Here is a 19,844-nt window from a genome sequence, read left to right on the forward strand (position 1 = left end):
TCATGAGAACAAGATCCCCGATTTCTTTGAGAAATCGGGGATCTGCGGCTTGCAATTTACCACCCTTAACTAACTACTGCTTCAGCTTTTTCCTCAGCTTTTTCTTTGACTAGAACATAAGGCGTTTCTGCACCTTGTGCTAAATATTCAGCTAGCTGACTTTCAATTTGATCGCGCACAATTTGGCGATACTCTAGAAAATGCTCGTTGTGAGCGCAAGCAGAGATGTAATGCTCAATAACTCCAGGGTTACGCTTGAGAATGCTGAACAAATGATGCCAGAATTTCCAGCGGGTTTCCCGTTTGATACCTTGTCGCCAAATCACAATCAGCAACGCTTTTACAACAATCCACTCTGGCATTTTCGCTGGCGCTTTCCAAGTAGGCAAACCCATCATCAAGAAACAGCGGTAGGTGCGATCCAAGTATTGTACTGGGTCGTATAAAGTACAAAATGCCTCAATATATTCTCTGGCAAGTTCTTCTAGGGGACGCGTGGGTAGGAAGTTCATCAATGTTGTTTGATTGATGTTGCCATCTTGATTTTCCCGCAGTCGTCCTTCTTTTTTCAGGCGATGCCAAAGCGCGGTATTAGGTAACGCTTGCAACATAGCAAAGGTTGTAGAGGGAATTGCTGCTTGTTCAGCAAAGCGGACAATGCGATCGCCTGCACCTGCTTTTTCGCCATCAAACCCAATAATAAACCCAGCCATTGGGCGCAATCCCGCTTTGATGATGGTTTCTACTGCCTCAGTTAGGGAACTGCGAGTATTTTGAAACTTCTTAGTCATTTGCAAACTATCCTCATCCGGCGTTTCGATTCCCAAAAACACCGCCGAGAAACCAGACTCAACCATCAACTCCAACATTTCTGAGTCTTGTGCTAAGTCAATTGAAGCTTCAGTGTCAAATCGGAAGGGATATTTGTGTTCTGCCATCCAGACTTTTAACTCTTTCAGCAACAATTTCACATTTCGCTTATTGCCAATAAAGTTGTCATCCACCATGAACACACCCCGCCGCCAACCCAATTCATAGAGGCAATCTAACTCTGCTAAAAGTTGGGCTGGGGTTTTGGTGCGCGGTTTGCGCCCGTAAAGAACAATAATGTCGCAAAATTCGCACTGGAAGGGACACCCACGCGAAAACTGCACCGACATCATGTCATAGGCATTCAATTCTAATAAATCAAAGCGGGGTATTGGTGTGCTTGTGACATCAGGTTTTTCTGTGGCGCGGAAAGTTCCAGATGTGTCTCCCCGTTGAATTGCCTCAATAAACATGGGTAGCGTGATTTCCCCTTCATCCAGAATTAGAAAATCTGCGCCAACATTTTCAACTTCATGAGGTACAGAAGTAGGGTAGGGGCCGCCAACTGCAACTAGCTTGCCACGTTTTTTTGCTTCCTGGATTTGCTCAAGTAAATCTTGTTTCTGGACAATCATCGCAGAGAGGATTACTACATCTGCCCATGCCCATTCTGCTTCTGTTGCTGGGCGGATGTTGCGATCGACTAGCTTGAATTCCCATTCTTGGGGCAGAATCGCGGCTACTGTTACTAAACCTAGAGGTGGTAGTAAAACCTTGCGATCGACTAACTCCAAGATTTTTTCATAAGACCAAAAGGTTTTGGGAAATATCGGATACACTAACAGGATTCGCATGTAGTATCAATCCTCACACTTTGATTGTTATCCCACTCTAACGAAAATAAAGAGTTATTGACTTTTTATTAAAGTTGTTTTATTTTACCACTGATATTTTTAACTCAAATCAAGGGACTGGGGAGCAGAGAGGAAAGAGGTAATTTTCCATTCTTCACCCATACTCAATGACGCCAGTCGCTAATGAAGAAAACCCCAGAGCCTCTCTATGAGATTAGGATAATTTTCTGCTAGTATTTTCCAAACGCTGTCAAAAGTCACAGATTATAATAAATTTTTAGCCTTTTCAACACCGCTAATTTTCAACACATCACTCATGGTTGCACAATAATTTGGCAAGCCGAAACTATCGGGATTGATGAATTTTTCATAGGTAAAATGCCGATAGTTCATGCAAAATCGATCCCAAGCGGCCATCTGAATGCGGAACAGAACAATAATTAAATTAGCTAATGCTAAAGATATGGGAATGCGAAAGTAAATCTTTTTGCCCAGATAAGCACAAACTTCTTTCACTGCTTGATTAGCAGTTAACGGTGCTTGACCTAAAACAAGCCGACGTGGTTGATCGTTTTCGGGAGGATGATCAATTAAATATTGCACTACAGTGGCAATGTCTCGTCCGTGGATAAAGTGAAAACTGCCATCTGCTTCCAAAAAGCGAATTAAATTAATATATTTTGTAACTTCTGGAATGCCAGAGGTGAGATGAGAATAGGGTTTATTGGCATCACCACCCAATACTAAAGTAGGAAATACTGTGGTAATTTTGGGTGCGATCGCTAATTTTTCTTTTTTATCTAAGCACTCATATTTAGAACGGATGTAATCTGTGCCAATTTCCCCAGCTTCTTTTAATGGTTGATTGTAGCGATCCAAAACGCTAGCTGTCGAAAAATAAATTACCTTCTGGCAACGTTCTGGGTCTAGCAGTTCGAGTAACTCTATAGTCTTGACGACATTAATATCAAATGTCTCGTCACCACCCCAAGCTGTGGCTGTGAGTACCGCCGTATCAATTGTGGATAGCAAATCGGCAAACTGGTGAATATTTTGCATATCACCTTGTAAAACGTTGATACCTAAACGTAGCTTGGTATCAACTTGCAGTTTGCTTGGGTTCCTAACTAGTAGATACAGATCGTAATCTGTTTCCTTAATTAAGGCTTCTGTTAAATAATGACCTATACAACCACTTGCACCAGTCACTAAAATCCGTTTCTGGCTCATAGAGAATTTTTCAAAATTTAGGAGTTAAAACTAAAGAGTTAAGAATAAAGTTAAAAGTTCCGAATCAGGAGTTAAAAATAAAGTTAGGAGTGAGAGGTGAGGAGTTAAAAATAACTCTGTACCTCGCAACTGATAACTCATAACTGATAACTCCTAACTCATAACTCATAACTCATAACTCCTAACTCTTAACTCCTGCAAGATTCAATTCTTTTGCCGTTTCAAAGAAAAAAGCGACATTTTCTTCTGGAGTTTCTGGTAAGACACCGTGACCGAGATTGAGAATATGACCCCAATTGCCAGCTTTGCGAACGGTATCGAGAATGCGATCGCGGATAAACTGTTTAGAGCCGAATAACACGCCTGGGTCAAGATTTCCTTGAACTTTCATTTGTTTACCCAATCTGGCTCTTGCATCTGCCATATCTACTGCCCAGTCTACACTGACAATATCAGCACCAGATTGTCCCATTCTTTCCAACACACCCGCACTACCGCTAACTAGCAAAATCAAAGGTGTATCGGGATGTGTTTGCTTGACTTGCTGAAAAACTCTCTGCTGATAGGGGAGAGCAAAGGTGTCATAATCTTGAGGACTCAATTGACCCGCCCAAGAGTCGAACATTTGCACAACTTGAGCGCCAGAGTCAATTTGATAGCGGGCATAGATCGCAATCGCATCCGCTAATTTAGCTAATAGTTGATGCAATATCGCCGGATCTGAGAATGCCATGTTTTTGATGATGGAATAGGTTTTAGAACCTTTTCCTTCCACCGCATAAGCTGCTAACGTCCACGGCGCACCCACAAAGCCCAACACCGTTGATTTATCGCCTACTTCTGAGCGCAGCGCTTGCAAAATTGTCTTAATAAATGGTAGAGCTGCTTCTGGTTCTAAAGGATGCAGACGATCAATTTGTTCTTGAGTGCGGAGGGGCGAGTGAATGATTGGCCCTTTACCTTCGGCAATATCCATGTCAATGCCCAAACCAGGTAATGGGGTGACAATATCAGAAAATAAAATTACTCCGTCTGGTTGGAAGGCTTTCCACGGTTGCAAAGAAACTTCAATTGCTACATCTGGAATTTCCGAGCGATCGCGAAATGAAGGATACCTATCTCTCAAATCTCGATATGCTTTCATATATCGTCCTGCTTGTCGCATCATCCATACAGGGGGACGATCTACTACTTCACCACGAGCAGCCCGTAAGAGATGAGGAGTTGTTAAAGAAACACCCATTTATTATTTCATCCTACTTTATGCCACTGTTTAGCTTATCATTCTGGGATTACGCTTTTCCAGCAGGTTGTCAGGAAAAAGTGAGTAGCAGGGCAAACGCATCTAAAATTACTCTTGATCGCAATCAACATTAAGAACCAACGAAAAAATTAACATTTTCCTTTGCTTTAGTTTCCAAGACTCAAAGCGATGTCTACGACTAGGTACGCCTATGCTTAAAAAGGCCATTTATGGACAAATGTCAGGGTCATTGAGATGAAAGCTCGATTTTACCGGACACAATTTTGATTTGCTCTATATCAATTTTGAGTAAGTTAGTAAATTAATAAGGGATTATTCGCAATCTTTCTTTACAAAGTGTCCCCAATTGCAGGGATATCAGCGGATACTGATAAACAGTAATTACCGCCAGAATTGAAGCGGAAAAATTAAATAGTTTACAAAAAAGCTGTGGTCAAGCAAATTTTTTGGTACGAACATAACGTACTTATATAGGACTAATATTTGATTTCTGAAAAAGCTCCGTACATTTGAAGAGTCGCAAAATCAAAGGTAGTGTGTCGGATAAACCACTCAAACATCCATTTGAGATGTGAGAACGAAGGAATCAAAGCACAGAAACGCCGCACCCAGGTTTTAGCTTGTAACCAAATATCCTCAATTGGATTTTGTGATGGGCAATTAGGAGCTTTAGCGTTCGCAATGAATTTTCCACTGCTCTGGAGACAAACCTTGGTTTATCTCTCCTAAAAAGTTTTGAACCAGATGTGAACGATGGTAAGAAGCACCATCCCAAAAAAGAAGTAATCTTTGATTGGGGGACTGATCTAATAAATAACGTAGATAATCAATTGTATTTTCTGAGTTACCTGCGTTATACGCTTTTAGTAGTAAGCTTCCCTCCAGATAGTCAACCGCCCCGTAGTATGTCTGTTTGTCTCGTATATTAACAACTCTCACTGCTATTTCTTGGTCAGTTTTTCCCCAGACATACCCACTTAAATCTCCCCACATTAAATGACACTCATCAAGCAGCAATACTCTCAACTTTCCTTCTTCGATTTCCTGCCGATCCCTTGCCAATAGTGTTTCAATCTCTTTTTTTTTTGCAGCAACAGCGTCCTCGTCAGCTTTTGGATTCAAAGAAGTAGTTTTCTTCCAACTAATTCCTGCCGCCTCAAATAAGTCATAATAGCTCCGCTTTGACTCATAAGTTACATCATATTCATGCATCCAATTTATATTCGAGTTCACCAAGTTCCCAACATTCTTTTGTTTGCAACCAACTTAAGACTTCTTCTCGTTGTTGAGCAGTTAAGTAACTTTTTTTTCCCTTGTGGTTCAGGCGCAGTCCCGAAATTCCATCTTCCTCATAAGCTTGCTTCCAGCTTGTTATCGAACCCAGTGACACATCTAAAATTGTTTGAATTTCCTCATACTTGTAGCCTTGATAAACCAATTTGACTGCCAACGCTTTCCTCACCTCACGTGCATCTGGGCAATCATCTATAAATTCTTGTAGTTCTGCGATCGCGGTTTGTAGATGCTGGTTTATCATTGTTAGCTATTAGACAGATATCCTGTCCGTATTATCTCGTAGTTTTTTCAGAAATCAAATATGATTCCTATAGCAATCCTGAATGAGTTATGAACAAAAAGATCCCCGACTTCTCCGAGAAGTCGGGGATCTGAGCCTCTCGGTAGAGAGCAAATTAAATAGGATTGCTATAGTAGGATTTTAAGTATTTTGGATCTGAGCGCTCGGTTGGCTTTTCTACAGCATTAATGCTAGCAAGCGCTACAAGTTATTGTTTTTTTACTGGAGTTTGGACTAAAAAGCGAGAGAAAAGCAGTCAGCAGTAACACTGACTGCCGTAAAGTCAATGAAAGTAATCAATAAATCATTGACGTGATGATCCTGACACAACTAGAAAAATTCCGCCAAGGTATCTACGATTGTTTGGGAAAAGCCAAAGATGCAGTATTTGAATTGATGGATGCAGTATTAACAAGTCCGAGTATCCCATCGTTTGTAAGCTTGTCACAAAGCCCAGTATTTCGACGGCAATGGTCGAGCATTTATGCAGCACTGCACGATAGTCGTCCACCGAAAAGGAAACTGATGAAGTTGCTGGTACAGGAGGTAGAGACGGATGAACAGCCATTTCTGGCAGGAGATCATAGCTTTTGGGCAAGACCAGAAGCGAAGACACTAAAAGAAAGAACTTTTCATGGGGACTCCAGGGGAAGCATAGGCATCGGACTTTCGTTACAGTACATTAGCCTGGATACCAGAGGCGGATGGGAGTTGGGCATTACCATTGAAACATGAACGAATTACCAGTTTTGAAACGCCAGCAAGTAAAGCCGCATTCCAACTAAAACAAATCACTCGTGAGTTAGGCAAAAGACCACTTGCCGCTTATGACCGAGGCTACGGCAACGCCAAATTTGTCCAAGCAACGGAGAAGATTGACGCAGACCTGTTACTGCGTTTAGCTTCTAACCGATGCGTATGGGGTACACCCAGTGCTTACAAAGGACGAGGCGCACCATGTAAGCATGGTCATAAGTTTAAGCTAAATGACCCTGAAACTTGGACAGAGGCAACTGAAACTTTAGAAGTTGAAGACCCGAAAGTTGGTCGAGTGAAAGTAATGCGTTGGAGTGGGTTTCATTTCCTTCAATCCCCAAACCGGGCAATGGAAATCATTCGCGTCGAGGTGATCAAACCAGTAGGACGTAATCGTAAATTCCAAACCTTATGGCTAGCTTGGTTGGGTCAGACAATGCCTGCATTAGAGGATATTTGACACAAATATCTACGCCGTTTTGCCCTAGAGCATTGGTATCGATTTGCCAAGCAGAGGTTATATTGGACACTACCTCAACCTAGTTCTACTCAGGCAGCAGAGCGATGGAGTGACCTGATGCCCCTGTTAACTTGGCAACTCTGGCTAGCCAGAGTTGCCTGCATCGATTCCCCATTGCCTTGGCAATCGAATCAGGATATCCTGTCTCCAGGACGTGTGGCACAAGCCTTTCCGCTAATTTTAGCCGCCATTGGCACTCCTGCTCAACCCCCTAAAACTCGCGGTAAATCACCTGGGCGTGCCCAAGGGCATCAGCCACCTTCGCGTAAGCGTTATCCCACTGTCAAAAAACACGCATCTAAAAAACCTAAAACCGAAAAATCACTTAAGAACGCTGATCTAACTGCTGCTTAGTTTCTGCTTCTTTTTCAACGATTCAACTTAACTCAGCCTCTAAAAGAAGTTGGGTAACTTTTTCTTGCTTTCTATTCATTGCTGCTAAATGCCAATTAGTCCAAACTCAAGTTTTTTAGCTTATCCCATAAAATCATCACTTTGAGTAACACGTAGAAATGCACCTCTCACTTCTGCATCAAGGGAACGCATGAGGAAAATTGCATGACAAATAACAAATGTGTCTCTATGCTATACGTAGAGACACATCCTTAAGGGTTTTCAACAGGTATCCTGATAAATTTATCCTTTCACTGCCACTTTATGTTGTGAGCGTTTGAAGAGTGAAGTCATACCACAAGCACCTATTGCTAACACACCTAAGATCGCATTAGGTTCGGGAACGCTCTGGGCTAGTCTATAGGCGTGATTATCTGTTTCAAAGGCAATACCATTTGAACGCATCACAACTCGGTCAAATGTTTCTCCTGTATCAGCTACAAGATTGATAAACATATTAGCTTGAGAGCTAGTCCAACTACCATTAGCTATAGCAGTTGGCACATCTGCACCACTAAAAGTCTTTAACAACTGATTACCTTTGTAAATGTCAACATAGTTGTAATCATCCAATGAACCTGCATAAAAACCGAAGTAATTAACAGATTCTTTGAAGTTAATATTGACAAAACCACTGTCGCCTGCAACATTACTACCTGACGGAGCAATTGTGAGAAATTTGGTGTTATCTCCATAAGGTGAGGCGTATTGACTAGATACGCTACCTTGAACAATGTTACTAGTAATATTAGAGTAAGTAACAAATCCATTAGGATCATTTGCTGTGCCATCGTCAAAGGTAACAGTTTTGGCATCAGCATAGCTAGAAAACGGGCCACTGTTGACTTGCAGAGTTACGGCACTAGCTGGATTTGCGCTCATGATCACAGCAGTTGTTCCCAGTAGAGCCAAGGATAATTTTTGCAGCATTATAGTTATAAACCTCAAAGAACACAAAGAGAATTAAGACTGAACTTTTCTTGAAACCTAGCTGTAAAAACCTGGTTTCCTGACTCCAACAACCTAGAAGAAAATCACAAAGATTATTAGGTCTTTAAATATGATTTTTGTTGGGTACAACAAGCTCGAAGATGTAAGTTTATCTTGATGCTTTGTAATCCTATTTTGATTTTTATAACTCGCAAAAGATACGGTGTATATACTAAAATATCTTTAAAGATTAAATGAAGGTGCTGGTGCAATTTTAGTAAGCAGCACAAAGGCATCTAAATTACTCTTGATCGCAAGCAAGGTTAAGAAGCAACAAAAAAATCACTATTTCTCGTTTTGTTTAGTTTCCAAGACTCAAAGCGATGTCTACGACGGGCTACCCCTAAACCTTTAGCAATCGGTATAAGTTAATGAGATTAATTTGGACTCTATTGATAATAGACTGCTGTTATTGACATAAAATGTCCACCTTGGGGAGTGGGGGATGCAAAATAGGGACTGGCGAGTGAGAAATAGGGTAAAACAAGAATCAATATTTAATTGAGGATTGGGCATTGGGCATTAGTTATTCTCCCCCTGCTCCCCGATCTCCCTGATATCCCTATTCCCTCACTCCCCTAACTTCCTATGGAAACTGACTCTAACAGTCCTGATCGTGTTGCATCTGCTAATAACGAGCCTAACCCAGGAAAATTTTTGATTCCGCGATCGCAGCGACAGAGGTTCTTTATTCAGTTTACCTTAATGACGCTCATCGGATGGGTTGTCGGTGGTGTTGCCAGTATCGCCTTAGAGAAAATTATTCTCCAAAGTCTCTCACCTAGCGTTGCTACTCAACCACAAACATGGAGCATTTTGGTCAGAAGTCTCAGTAATGTTATATTTGCCATAATTTTTGCTGCTGACCAGAGCCTTGTCCTTTATCGGTATTTACCAGGTTGGCAGTGGTTATTTGCTACTAGCGTTGGTTGGCTGATTGCCAACGGTGTTTCTACAGCCTGGATTAACTACATTTCAACCATTGTTTTATCATCTCCTGAAGATACTTTGATTTTTGGATTTTTGTCTGCGATCGCATATATAATTTCTGGAATTTGGCTAGGTATTTGCCAATGGCTGGTATTGAGGCGATATACAGCAGGCATCTGGTGGTGGAATTTTTTACCCTCAATCTCTTTTTTATTAATTACTATTTTGGTTTGGTTGCTTTTCCTTATACAAAATTTGATTCCAGAAACCTACCGAACTCCCATATTATATTGGACTGGACAAGGACTTACAGCAGTGATTCTAGGAGCTATACCAGCAATTGGTTTATGTACATTGAAAAGAAATGTAAATCGCAAAACTGAAGTTTCTGCATAACCAAATAATTCGTAATTTCTAATTAATTCTGTTTTTAGAGCAACAAACTTTAGTTCTGGAAAACAAAAAACCTTACGAATTACGAATTACGAATTATTAATTGCTATCCCAAATAATTTCTAAACGCTCTTGTGCTGTCTTGAGCGCTTTTTCGGGAGACTCACCTAGCAATGTAGCCTCTATAGCTCGACCAAGACTGTCAGAAAGACGACTATATCCAGCAATAATCGGTCGAGCGCCAGCCAGAGGAATTTGTTCCATAAATACTTTTAACCAAGGTTTTTGGTTGATGAATTGTTGATAAGCTTCACTTTGAGCAGCTTTAAGGTTAACTGGTAAAAAACCGGTGCCGATACTCCATTCTTTTTGGAATTCTTCACTCAAAACATACTCTAAAAACTTGAGTGCAGCTTGCTCTCTAGCTGGTATGGTCTTCATCACATATAGATTTCCACCACCTGTCACCGTAGCTTGACCAACATTTGCAGGTATGGGAAATGCGTCATAATCAACTTTAGATTTAGTGATATAAGTCCAAGGGCCCGTAATTTGCATCGCAACGCGACCCGCTAAAAAAGCATCTTCTTCATAACCTCGTTCTGGAGAAGAAAGCGTTGCTGAACCATCTTTTAATAGCTCTTGCCAAAATTGTAAGGCTTTCAGCGCTCCAGCATTTGTTAAATCTGGTCGGTTATTTGTCAGTACTTCTCCCCCAGCGCTCAACAAAAAAGGGAACCAGCTAAAAACAGTCCATTCTCCCTTCCCTAAAGGCAGTACAATTCCGTACTGTTCTGGTCGGTTGTCGCCATTGCTGTCTATGGTTAATTTTTTGGCAACTTCCCTCAATTCTTCCCAAGTCTTGGGCGTTTGCGTAATTCCCGCAGCTTCAAAAAGCTTAGGTCTGTAAAAAATACCGATGTTACTTGTATATAATGGCGCTGACCAAAGATGACCATCTAATTGCAATTCTTCAAGTAGGTTAGGGGTGATTTCTGACTTTAGGGGCAATTTATCCAGCCAATCTTCTAAAGGTATAATTGCCCTTAAATCTGCCAACTGACCTGTAATTTGCGGATAAAATGCCAGGATATCTGGAGGCACATTACCCACAACTGCGGTTAATATTTTTGGCAATTGGGGTTGAGCTAAGAAGACAGATTCTACCTGAACATCAGAATGAGTCTGATTAAATTTGTCTACCAGTTTTTCAAACACATCTCGATTAGCAGGGGGATTGATTGCTTGCCATAAGGTCAAATGAATGACTCCATCATCCTTCTGTGCTAATCCCTGACAACCAGATAAAAATATAAGAAACGAACTTAGGACAATTCCTATAAGTAACATCTGCCAAACAGAAGCAATGACCCGACGAAAATAATAGCTTATTTGGGATAGAAAAAGGATAATTTTCATGCCAAGTAATTAATCAGATTAAGAAATATTTTCCAAAACACTTTTGGTAATACTAGTTTCTGCTCTTGTGTAAATATAGGTTTGGGGTTCGGTTATTTTTTCGGTTTTGAAGATTTTTGCTGCCCGATACCAAAAGTCTGTATCCTCTCCATAAGCAATATGATTAAACCCTTTCACCTCAAAAAATACCTGTCTTTTCCCAAAAAATGTTGGGCCTAAAACACATTCTCGGAGATTAATTTTTTTACCTGGTTGGAAATAATCTGCAACCAAAATCTCTTCTTCGGCTGCAAATCCACCTTCAATCAAATCAATTTCTGGATTAGCTTTCATATATTCAATTCGCGCATCCAGGTGATTGACTTTGTACGCGTCATCGCTATCTAAGAATGTTATATATTTGCCGAAAGATGCCTGTATGCCAACATTTTTAGCATACCATAGCTTCCTATTTTGATGTTTTGAATACCGGATATTTTGAAACTTTTGAATATAAGGATTGACAATTTCAAAAGTATTATCTTGGCTGCCGTCATCAACTATAATCAGTTCCCAATCTTTAAAACTTTGAGCAATGACACTATCAATGCAATTGTTTAGATATTTTGCTCGATTGTAGGTACAGAGGATAATTGATATTTCATGATTGAAATCAAAAACTACAGTTTCCATTGTTAAATCATCATCGTATAGTTCACACAAAAATCTAAATAGTAAAAGAAGAATTTATGATTATTTAGGAGGAGAATACTAAGCTAGTCTTACATAACAAAATTGTTAATACTCTAATTAATTAACTGTGTAATTTTATAAATTCGTGCATTATATCATTATAATTATAAATTAGCCGACTATAATCAAAGTTTTCTCGGACATATTCTAAAATTTGTGGGCGATAATATTGGTTTTTCTCAATTATCTCGCTAATTGTATCCGTAACAATTTTTTGAGCTTCTAGTGTGGTATCAGTTAAAATATTGTCTGGCAAAATTCTAATGAATTCTTTGTGATGTAAATTGGCGCTAGCAGATTCAGAAACAACGATACATAAACCTGCTGCCATTGCTTCTAATACTACGAGTGGTGCAACTTCTCCTTCACTAATTAAAACTAAACAGCTATACTCTGTGAGCCTGGAATAAACTTGTTCTAAACTCCATACACCTAAATGTTTTGTCGTTGTTCCTTCAACAAAATCAGGATCATCTAGAGGGCCAACAAAATCTATTCCAATCTTTCCATCTATGATTTTTGCCAGTAATTTCTGCTGTTTTCTTGGTTGAATCCAACCTAAACAAATAGCTTTATTATTCCCTTTAGCTTGAAAATTTACTTTCTGAGTATCAATACCATTCACTTGCACTGATATGTATCCAGAATATCCTGCTTTCAGTAAAAAATCTTTTGTAAAATGAGAAAGAGCAATTATTCCGGGTGCATTAAAATAATGTTGATATGCTTCTCTAAATTCTTCATTCCATTTATCTGTTTTAAACAAATAACCATCATGACAGGTAAAACAATACTTCTGTTTAAGATTTCGATTAAATTCGCTCACAAAACTGTAGGCGTGTAAATGCACAAAATCATAATTATTATTATTAATATATTTTATGACTTCGTTAACATCTTTCTCGTTTATGATATCGGCTTGATGTCCAATTTTATCTAAAAAATTTTTGTATTCATTTATCACAGTTAAAACAGAATGTGATAAGGGGGATTCAGGAATATACCCCCAAGCGACAAGAGCAATTTTCATAAATAATTTAATTTCTCCTCACACTTTTAGATTTACTTTTCAGCCAAAATACAAGTTGCGACGGGATAATCTGGATGGTAAGCGTCTAGTTCTTTAGATGTTAGTTCTTCTACGGCTATTCCGTGATAACTAGCTATTACAGTGGTAGGATTGCCATAGACATACAACTTCTGTTGTGAGAAGTTTCTAAACATCCAGGCGAAAGCATCAGGCAAAGGACGCCAATAATCAACAGGAGTAGCATGAACTCTAATCGCACTTGGCACCATTGCAAAACATTTACCACCAGGTTTTAGCCAAGTGTAAATATTTTCCACCACTACCCACGGTGCATAACAGTGTTCTAAGACGTTAAAAATTATCACTGAATCAAGAGATTCTGGTTTGATAACGGATACATCGTGAGCATCCCCAACTATATCTACTCCTGGGCCTGCTTCTAAGTTGAGAATCTGATATGATGCGCCTGGATTAATTTGATAAAAATCTTTATCTTTTGGTATTCCTCCTATTTCCAAGATATTGCCACCAATTTGGGTTTGAATTTCCTGAAGAAATTTGCTCAGATAGTATCTATCGACAGGTTTTCCTCTTGTCAATCCAAATGCTTGACAAATGGGAACTGTTTTTTTCAAATCACCCCAATCTATTGAACCTGTTGCAGGAGATAGGAAACCAAGATTTTCTAGGCGTTCTACTAATTTCCGAAAGTCTTCTATATTTTCAATAGATTCTAGGTCATCTTCTAATTTATATTTAGAAAATAATTGTGGCAAGACTTGGTAAGTTTCTCTACTTAATGAACCAAGTTCAAATTGCATTTCCTTTTCGATAAAACTCCGAAAGCCTTTACCAAAAATTGTCAGGCTACCATCTGCTAAAAAAACTATAGCATCTTGAAGAAGTTGTTCATATTCATCTAATTCCTGAATTATCTTATCTGCTATGGAAGCGTATTTAACTTTTTGAAATATTTGGTAAGCACTCTCTATTGAATGTTCGTGAACGAATATTTCTAGTATTGTCAGCCACGATTTTGACGGAACAATTTCTGCTGTTCGCTGACTCCAAGCAAAAATTGCATATAACTGTGAATCTTCAATTTTTAAGAATACGTTAGGTACATATTGTTTAGGCATACAAGTAAATAACTCGAAAAATTTTAATAAGGAGGATGACTTAGGCATTATAAGCTATTTTGGAATTTATCTATACTGACAGTTCATAGATTATGCAAAGAAGATTTTCTCTTTCTCTACAGTAAATATAATACAGCTTGGTGCGGGGATTAAAATTTAGTAAAAGCCCTGCGTAGCTTGCCACCATAGGCATCGCCTTACTTTTTACTTTCTACCCATGCCTAGATGTCTATAATTACCGCAAGGTAGCATTAGAGACGATTACCTTTTGCTGGGATTTGACTTGATCTCAGTATTAACTATTGAACCATAGTGTGTTACTGTTAATCCTGCAATTACGTAATTTAATTGGTAAAGCTAACAAAATTAGGACAAAATGAATCTTTGGAGAAAAAGAAATAATGACAAAAATTAATGAAGTTGTTCCAAATATCTCATTGTCTAGTTGGGACTATATTTCACCCGAATTTGAGGTAGTTCATCCTGATTCATCTTTCCCCAATATGATTATTGGAGACATCAATAATTGTTATTGGTCTTATTTACGTCGAGAAATTCCCCATAACTGGTATGTGGATAAAGATGAGCCATTTATAGGGTTCCTCAATCGAGATGAAACACATGTTTTATATAATACGGCACTTAAATTCGCCGGGAAAAAAGCTTTAGAAATTGGTTGTTTGCGAGGTTGGTCTGCCTGTCATTTGGCATTAGGTGGAGTGGAATTAGATGTAATTGATCCTGTTTTAGCCAGAGAAGATGTTTATGAAAGTGTAAGTAGTTCCCTACGACTTGCTGGTGTTATCGACTCTGTTAATTTAGTCGCTGGTTATAGCCCACAAAAGGTAGAGGAGTTAGCTAAACAATTACAACGCAAGTGGTCATTGATTTTCATTGATGGCGATCATGAAGCATCGGCTCCGCTCAATGATACGATTATTTGTGAACCATTGGCAGAGGACGATGCTTTAATTTTGTTCCATGATTTAACTTCCCCTGATGTAGCACAAGGCTTAGACTATTTAAAGGAAAAAGGTTGGAATACAATCATTTACCAAACTATGCAAATTATGGGGGCTGCTTGGCGAGGGAATGTTGAGCCAGTAAAACATCAGCCAGATCCGAAAATTAATTGGAATTTACCAGGGCATTTAAAAGATTATTCTGTGAGTGGATTATGACTGTTTAACCAGAAGCGGATCTAATTTTAACTTATATAGGGATGCGCGATCGCTAATATTCCCGCATCCCCATCTAAACTTACCTCTACACCCACTGGTAATGCCGCATTGGGACTATCATGACCAAAAGGCAAATCGGAGACAATGGGAATCCCCAAATCGCCTAAGCGATCGCGCAATACTTCTTCTACACTAAAACTAGATATAGTTGGTGGCGCTTCACAGCGAGTAAACCCCCCCAAGGCAATACCGCAGACTTGAGACAAAACACCACTCAAGCGCCACTGTGTCAGCATCCTGTCAATTCGATAAGGTGCTTCCGTAACATCCTCGAAGGCCAGAATTACACCATCAAGATGTGGCAGGATTGGTGTACCCAAAAGGTGAGTAGCCACCGTGAGATTACCTGGTAATAAAGTACCAGTAACCACACCACCACCCCAACCGCAACCTTTGAGAGGGGTGAAAGAACCACCTTCTACCCAATCGAATAATCGCTTAATAGACCAATCTGATTCATCTGCCAAAGTTGTCATTACAGGGCCGTGAACGCCGGAAATTCCTGCTGTATAAAGGCTCCATAATAAAGCTGTGATATCAGAAAAGCCTATAAGCCACTTGGGAAGCCCTGAGTTTGGCCAATTCCAATCTTCTAAGATGCGGGTGCTGCCAAAACCACCTCTGGCACAGAGAATACCCCGACAATCAGGATCTTGCCATGCTGCTGCTAGCTGTTGACGACGGGTTTCGTCTGTTCCTGCTAGATAACCCCATTTGTCATCTATCTGGGGACTGGTTTCTAGTTTGTAGCCACGCGATCGCCAAATTTCTAGACTCTGTTTAAATTCCTCAAATTCTCGCAAAGCACCACTAGGGGCAATTACTCGTACTAAGTCTCCAGGTTTTAGGGGCGGTGGTAAGATTTTGGCTGGCATGAAAACAAATTAGGAGTGAAAAGTTTTAAACGTATTGGGCGCAAAATCAAAGGTTTGCTAACCTGCGTTCGCCCTTGGCGTTGCCGCAGGCTAGGCAGGTTTTGTCTGTATAGCCGCGGCTTCTAGTCGCCCAGGTAAATATTAACAATGCTGCAACTGTGTCAACAATACAACAACCTCATCAATTGCCTGCCGCACAACTGTTGCAGACTGATCCGACTGATTGACGATAATACTAAAAACCAGCGGCTCATACTTCGGTGCATTCATATATCCAGATAGAGAAACTACACCCGTTAACGTCCCTGTTTTTGCTTGCACGATGCCCTCAGCAGGTGTACCTTGAAAGCGGCCTTTCAGAGTTCCACTTTTACCAGCCACGGGTAAAGATGCACGATATATATATGCAGTTGAGGTTTTTGCCATTCCCTGCAGAGTTTGGACAAAAGCTTCTGGTGTTACTAAGTCACGACGTGATAAACCTGAACCATCCACTAAAATGTAATTAGCTGGATCGACCCCCAATTTAGTTAAACTTGCTTTGACAACTTCTAAACCAACATCAGCACTAGTCTGATTTTTCAGTCTGGTTTTTTTCACAGCTAATGCTCTCAGCAATGCTTCAGCATAAAGATTATTACTATTTAAATTAGTTTCTGCTAATAATTCGGCTAAAGGTGGCGACTCTACAAATGCTATTTCCTGTTGATTCACACCACCATTTACTACTAATGTCTGTCCCAAAGTAATCTTTTTTGTTGCTAAAGCAGTACGAAAACGTCGTAAGAAGTAATAATTAGGATCGACTACAGGCAAATCTATTAAAGATTCTTCAGAATTCGTTGTTAGTTGTCCTTGAATTCGTAATACTGTTCCTGATAATTCGCGGGTGACATTGACATAGCTCGGTTGATTTTGAGGAACGGTTACTGACTGATTAATTATCCGCCACTGTTTTGCTTCACCAGGATCAATCCATACCACTTGCAAAGATTTACCTACAGCCTGTGGTACAAGTTTGAAGCTAAAAATATTTTTATTCAGAATAAAGCTGCTGACTGGTACGCCATCACTTGATTGCACATCTTCCCATTGCCAGGTGGGGTTAACAATATCACCTTGAATATAACTATCATCAGCACTCAACTGCTGAATTTGAGTAATACCTTTCTGTTTTAACTGCTGTGCCAATTTTTGCAGTTCAGTATCACTTAAGCTAGGATCTCCCCTGCCAACAACACGTAAAACACCATTGCTATTTTGATAAATAGAGGTGCGAATCCGAAAATTAGCACCTAATTCCTGCAACGCTGCTGCTGTTGTCAGCAATTTGAGGTTAGACGCAGGAGTAAAATATTTTTGAGCATCTCGACTGTAAAGAGTTGGCCCCGTTGACAGAGGTTGTATCAAAATTCCCCAGCGCCCCCGACTAAATAAGGGACGATTGATTACAGCATCTATAGCTGTTCCTAGTTGGCTAGAGCAAATTGATTTTGTGGTAGTTGTTGGTGCAACTGGGGTTTGTGCTTTTACAACTCTAGAACTAAGTCCTATTTGGCTAGTCAAAAATATTAACAAAATACCCAGTGGTTGATTTAAAGTCTTAAGTCTCACCAATTTTCCTTATCCCAAAGACAGATATTTTTACCTTGCGAACAATTTCTTTCCGGAGAGAGAAGACTTGGCTCAGTAAAGTTACTTAATTAGTATAAGGAAGATGTTCACATGTTTCATACATAGGCGATTGCACAAACACAATTTATGGGACTACAAAATAGAAACCTAGGTCAACCTGCATATACAGAAATACGAAATCGAGGCAATGGTGTGAGTACATTTTTATCTGGTGTAGCTGTATTACTCTCTACTTTGGCTTTGGGATGTAGCGGCTATGTAGCTTATGAAGTTTTCACGTTGCGGCAGACACTAAATGCTACTAATACAGCCAGCAGCACCATTCCTACTCAAGTCCCAAGTCCTACAGCTACAACTTCTCCACAAGCAACGGCCTCACCATCTCCTGCTAGTGCTACAACTTCAGCAATTAGCCCTGGTCAATTTGTGCAGCCTGCTTTTGGCAAAAAGGCAGAAGTTGAGTTACTTTCAGCAAAACGAATTAAAGATCCAGAAACTGGAAACCGTGATGTGGTAAATCTGCAAATGCGGATTCGTCGCCTTGCCACAGACGGAGTTGTTGCTAGCGATGTTATATCGGTTGCTACTACAACAGCCCGCAATCCTGAGACTAGCGTAACTTACAAAGGAGTTGCTCTTAATCGCTCAACAGGAAGCGTTTCTTTGTTCCAAGTACGTCCCCAAGCCTCCGCAGATGCTTATATCTGGCTAAGAGTTCCCGATGGTATCAATAATTTGGACATTTTTGTGCCAGATACAGCCGCATTTAAAAATGTACCAATTTCTAATTAGTACTTTATCGGATTAATTTTGATCAAGTGCAAGATTCCCAACTTCTTCATGAAGTTGGGAATCTGAATAACTTAACTCAAACAAAATTATTTCATCCTCTAAATTAGCAACCCCAAAGTAATGATGATAGATGACTGAGGTTGCAATTCAAAAAAGATTACTCCTCCTCTTCCTCTTCCTCTTCTTCCTCTCCGAACACTGCGTCTATAAGTTCTTGTGCGCGTTCGTCTGAAATATTTAAGGCTTCTTGAAGTTCAGAGATATAATCTTGTTCTGCTTCGGGTACTTCTTCGTCAATCCCTACTACTAAGATAGCTGTAATATATGCAGCTTCGCGATAACCTTTATTAGGTAAGGATTCGATGGATTGGGCTATTAAATCTTCTGGTTCTTCTTCTTCAATCAAGCTGACGACTTTTTCGGTCAATTCTTCAAAGTCTTCTTCAGAGTAATCTTCAAATAAGTCAACCCGACCAAGAAATTCGCTTAAAGCATATTCTTCTGTGGAAGAAATACCTTCACCATCAGCCGCAGCGGAAAACAACCCAAGAATTGCGATCGCAACTTCTGGTTCTAGAGCAACTGAACTAATACTACGGCCTTTGGGCAATTTGCGTTTAGACATAATTATCCTCTAAAAGTTACGTGATATTTCAGGAAGTCATCTTTTGCGGTTTATCATGCTTCCTCGATTTATGATTCCCAAAATAATGCAGAAATATACATTGCGATGAATCTTTTTTTCATAAAAAATACGCAGAGAATATATTACTCTGCGTATAAAAACGGTTAAGTTGCTTTGAGCGATCGAGGTTTTTAGTACTTGTGTACGCCACCGTAGCCTAAAAGGAGAGGTAGGGAAGGGGTTGGGGTCTGTATTAAACTCAACTGCAAGCAGAATTATGGTAATTTGGGAAAACCGTGAGAATCATTAAAAAACATGACTATTAACTCTATCATCCTTACTTCTGAAGAAATCGCCGAATATCGGGATAAATTTACAGGGTTAGATGATGCTCTCTATGCAATTAAAATCATAGAAGCATCTGGTGGGGATTTAGCTAAAGCTGTAAATTTACTTGCTCCTAAATATAATATTTCTATTACTAAATCGCAGCCAATTTTAGATGATTTAAGTAGGTGGGCATAAAAAAACCAGACTATGTAAAGATAAGTAAATACAGAGAATGCATCGACATGAGGTGACTTATATATGGGCGCTCGTTTAAGAGTATTTCTAACTCGTGAGCAAGATCAAACTCTGT

At 39.7% G+C, this 19,844-nt stretch carries 15 protein-coding genes and 2 pseudogenes; 5 read left to right on the top strand and 12 right to left on the bottom strand.

The genetic code is table 11. The features are described from left to right. Positions 1 to 65: 65 nt before the first annotated feature. From HWQ44_RS04025 to HWQ44_RS04040, 4 genes and pseudogenes are all read right to left on the bottom strand, one after another. Positions 66 to 1,664 carry a B12-binding domain-containing radical SAM protein gene (locus HWQ44_RS04025; RefSeq protein ID WP_292715174.1) on the bottom strand — a complete coding sequence of 533 codons (1,599 nt, stop codon included), beginning with the start codon at positions 1,662 to 1,664 and terminating at the stop codon, positions 66 to 68. 264 nt (positions 1,665 to 1,928) lie between these two features. Further along, the gene (locus tag HWQ44_RS04030; protein ID WP_292715177.1) at positions 1,929 to 2,894 is read right to left on the bottom strand and encodes an NAD(P)-dependent oxidoreductase; all 966 of its coding nucleotides are present in this window, start codon (positions 2,892 to 2,894) and stop codon (positions 1,929 to 1,931) included. 181 nt (positions 2,895 to 3,075) lie between these two features. Then, positions 3,076 to 4,137, bottom strand: coding sequence for a uroporphyrinogen decarboxylase (gene hemE, locus HWQ44_RS04035; RefSeq protein WP_292715181.1), 1,062 nt, complete (start codon positions 4,135 to 4,137; stop codon positions 3,076 to 3,078). A 497-nt stretch (positions 4,138 to 4,634) separates the two neighbouring features. Continuing rightward, positions 4,635 to 5,671 (bottom strand): annotated as a pseudogene (locus HWQ44_RS04040) (IS630 family transposase); the annotation flags it as partial. Between the two features lie 378 nt (positions 5,672 to 6,049). On the opposite strand from HWQ44_RS04040, the pseudogene HWQ44_RS04045 reads away from it, so the two are divergent. After that, positions 6,050 to 7,364: pseudogene (locus HWQ44_RS04045) on the top strand (NF041680 family putative transposase). Positions 7,365 to 7,646: 282 nt separating this feature from the next. Here the strand turns inward: HWQ44_RS04045 and HWQ44_RS04050 are convergent. Continuing rightward, positions 7,647 to 8,333 carry a PEP-CTERM sorting domain-containing protein gene (locus HWQ44_RS04050; RefSeq protein WP_292715184.1) on the bottom strand — a complete coding sequence of 229 codons (687 nt, stop codon included), beginning with the start codon at positions 8,331 to 8,333 and terminating at the stop codon, positions 7,647 to 7,649. Between the two features lie 648 nt (positions 8,334 to 8,981). Between HWQ44_RS04050 and HWQ44_RS04055 the strand changes: the two genes are divergently transcribed. Then, positions 8,982 to 9,719, top strand: coding sequence for a hypothetical protein (locus HWQ44_RS04055; RefSeq protein ID WP_292715187.1), 738 nt, complete (start codon positions 8,982 to 8,984; stop codon positions 9,717 to 9,719). A gap of 96 nt (positions 9,720 to 9,815) precedes the next feature. On the opposite strand, the gene HWQ44_RS04060 is transcribed toward HWQ44_RS04055, so the two are convergent. From HWQ44_RS04060 to HWQ44_RS04075, 4 genes are all read right to left on the bottom strand, one after another. Next, positions 9,816 to 11,135, bottom strand: a complete 1,320-nt coding sequence (locus HWQ44_RS04060) for an ABC transporter substrate-binding protein (protein ID WP_292715190.1) — start codon at positions 11,133 to 11,135, stop codon at positions 9,816 to 9,818. Positions 11,136 to 11,153: 18 nt separating this feature from the next. Continuing rightward, positions 11,154 to 11,807, bottom strand: coding sequence for a glycosyltransferase family A protein (locus tag HWQ44_RS04065; protein WP_292715193.1), 654 nt, complete (start codon positions 11,805 to 11,807; stop codon positions 11,154 to 11,156). A gap of 121 nt (positions 11,808 to 11,928) precedes the next feature. Continuing rightward, positions 11,929 to 12,897: a glycosyltransferase gene (locus HWQ44_RS04070; protein WP_292715196.1), complete on the bottom strand. Its 969-nt coding sequence runs from the start codon at positions 12,895 to 12,897 to the stop codon at positions 11,929 to 11,931. Positions 12,898 to 12,929: 32 nt separating this feature from the next. Next, positions 12,930 to 14,036: a methyltransferase domain-containing protein gene (locus HWQ44_RS04075; protein ID WP_292715198.1), complete on the bottom strand. Its 1,107-nt coding sequence runs from the start codon at positions 14,034 to 14,036 to the stop codon at positions 12,930 to 12,932. 401 nt (positions 14,037 to 14,437) lie between these two features. Here HWQ44_RS04075 and HWQ44_RS04080 point away from each other — a divergent pair, with 401 nt between their 5' ends. After that, positions 14,438 to 15,217: a class I SAM-dependent methyltransferase gene (locus HWQ44_RS04080; RefSeq protein WP_292715201.1), complete on the top strand. Its 780-nt coding sequence runs from the start codon at positions 14,438 to 14,440 to the stop codon at positions 15,215 to 15,217. 26 nt (positions 15,218 to 15,243) lie between these two features. Here the strand turns inward: HWQ44_RS04080 and HWQ44_RS04085 are convergent, their stop codons facing one another. Both HWQ44_RS04085 and dacB read right to left on the bottom strand, forming a co-directional pair. Continuing rightward, entirely contained in the window at positions 15,244 to 16,152 is a 909-nt protein-coding gene (locus HWQ44_RS04085) for an LD-carboxypeptidase (protein ID WP_292715204.1), read from the bottom strand. A gap of 141 nt (positions 16,153 to 16,293) precedes the next feature. Next, positions 16,294 to 17,766: a D-alanyl-D-alanine carboxypeptidase/D-alanyl-D-alanine-endopeptidase gene (dacB, locus tag HWQ44_RS04090; RefSeq protein WP_292715207.1), complete on the bottom strand. Its 1,473-nt coding sequence runs from the start codon at positions 17,764 to 17,766 to the stop codon at positions 16,294 to 16,296. 213 nt (positions 17,767 to 17,979) lie between these two features. Between dacB and HWQ44_RS04095 the strand changes: the two genes are divergently transcribed. Then, on the top strand, positions 17,980 to 18,579 hold the full coding sequence (locus tag HWQ44_RS04095; protein ID WP_292715214.1) for a hypothetical protein: 600 nt from the start codon (positions 17,980 to 17,982) through the stop codon (positions 18,577 to 18,579). Between the two features lie 157 nt (positions 18,580 to 18,736). Here the strand turns inward: HWQ44_RS04095 and HWQ44_RS04100 are convergent, their stop codons facing one another. Continuing rightward, a complete protein-coding gene (locus tag HWQ44_RS04100) occupies positions 18,737 to 19,204 on the bottom strand; it encodes a tellurite resistance TerB family protein (RefSeq protein WP_292715210.1) in 468 nt (155 codons plus the stop codon). Positions 19,205 to 19,519: 315 nt separating this feature from the next. Between HWQ44_RS04100 and HWQ44_RS04105 the strand changes: the two genes are divergently transcribed. Beyond that, positions 19,520 to 19,729 carry a hypothetical protein gene (locus tag HWQ44_RS04105; protein ID WP_292715212.1) on the top strand — a complete coding sequence of 70 codons (210 nt, stop codon included), beginning with the start codon at positions 19,520 to 19,522 and terminating at the stop codon, positions 19,727 to 19,729. The last annotated feature ends 115 nt before the right edge of the window (positions 19,730 to 19,844 follow it).

Source organism: Nostoc sp. JL34, assembly GCF_017114945.1.
In the GTDB taxonomy this organism is placed as follows: Bacteria; Cyanobacteriota; Cyanobacteriia; order Cyanobacteriales; family Nostocaceae; genus Nostoc.

Coding starts and splice junctions, on each gene's coding strand:
- HWQ44_RS04055 (WP_292715187.1), top strand. CDS start 8,982: ATGGAAACTGACTCTAACAGTCCTGATCGTGTTGCATCTGCTAATAAC.
- HWQ44_RS04025 (WP_292715174.1), bottom strand. CDS start 1,664: ATGCGAATCCTGTTAGTGTATCCGATATTTCCCAAAACCTTTTGGTCT.
- HWQ44_RS04060 (WP_292715190.1), bottom strand. CDS start 11,135: ATGAAAATTATCCTTTTTCTATCCCAAATAAGCTATTATTTTCGTCGG.
- HWQ44_RS04050 (WP_292715184.1), bottom strand. CDS start 8,333: ATGCTGCAAAAATTATCCTTGGCTCTACTGGGAACAACTGCTGTGATC.
- HWQ44_RS04105 (WP_292715212.1), top strand. CDS start 19,520: ATGACTATTAACTCTATCATCCTTACTTCTGAAGAAATCGCCGAATAT.
- HWQ44_RS04100 (WP_292715210.1), bottom strand. CDS start 19,204: ATGTCTAAACGCAAATTGCCCAAAGGCCGTAGTATTAGTTCAGTTGCT.
- HWQ44_RS04065 (WP_292715193.1), bottom strand. CDS start 11,807: ATGGAAACTGTAGTTTTTGATTTCAATCATGAAATATCAATTATCCTC.
- HWQ44_RS04070 (WP_292715196.1), bottom strand. CDS start 12,897: ATGAAAATTGCTCTTGTCGCTTGGGGGTATATTCCTGAATCCCCCTTA.
- HWQ44_RS04080 (WP_292715201.1), top strand. CDS start 14,438: ATGACAAAAATTAATGAAGTTGTTCCAAATATCTCATTGTCTAGTTGG.
- HWQ44_RS04075 (WP_292715198.1), bottom strand. CDS start 14,036: ATGCCTAAACAATATGTACCTAACGTATTCTTAAAAATTGAAGATTCA.
- hemE (WP_292715181.1), bottom strand. CDS start 4,137: ATGGGTGTTTCTTTAACAACTCCTCATCTCTTACGGGCTGCTCGTGGT.
- HWQ44_RS04085 (WP_292715204.1), bottom strand. CDS start 16,152: ATGCCAGCCAAAATCTTACCACCGCCCCTAAAACCTGGAGACTTAGTA.
- HWQ44_RS04030 (WP_292715177.1), bottom strand. CDS start 2,894: ATGAGCCAGAAACGGATTTTAGTGACTGGTGCAAGTGGTTGTATAGGT.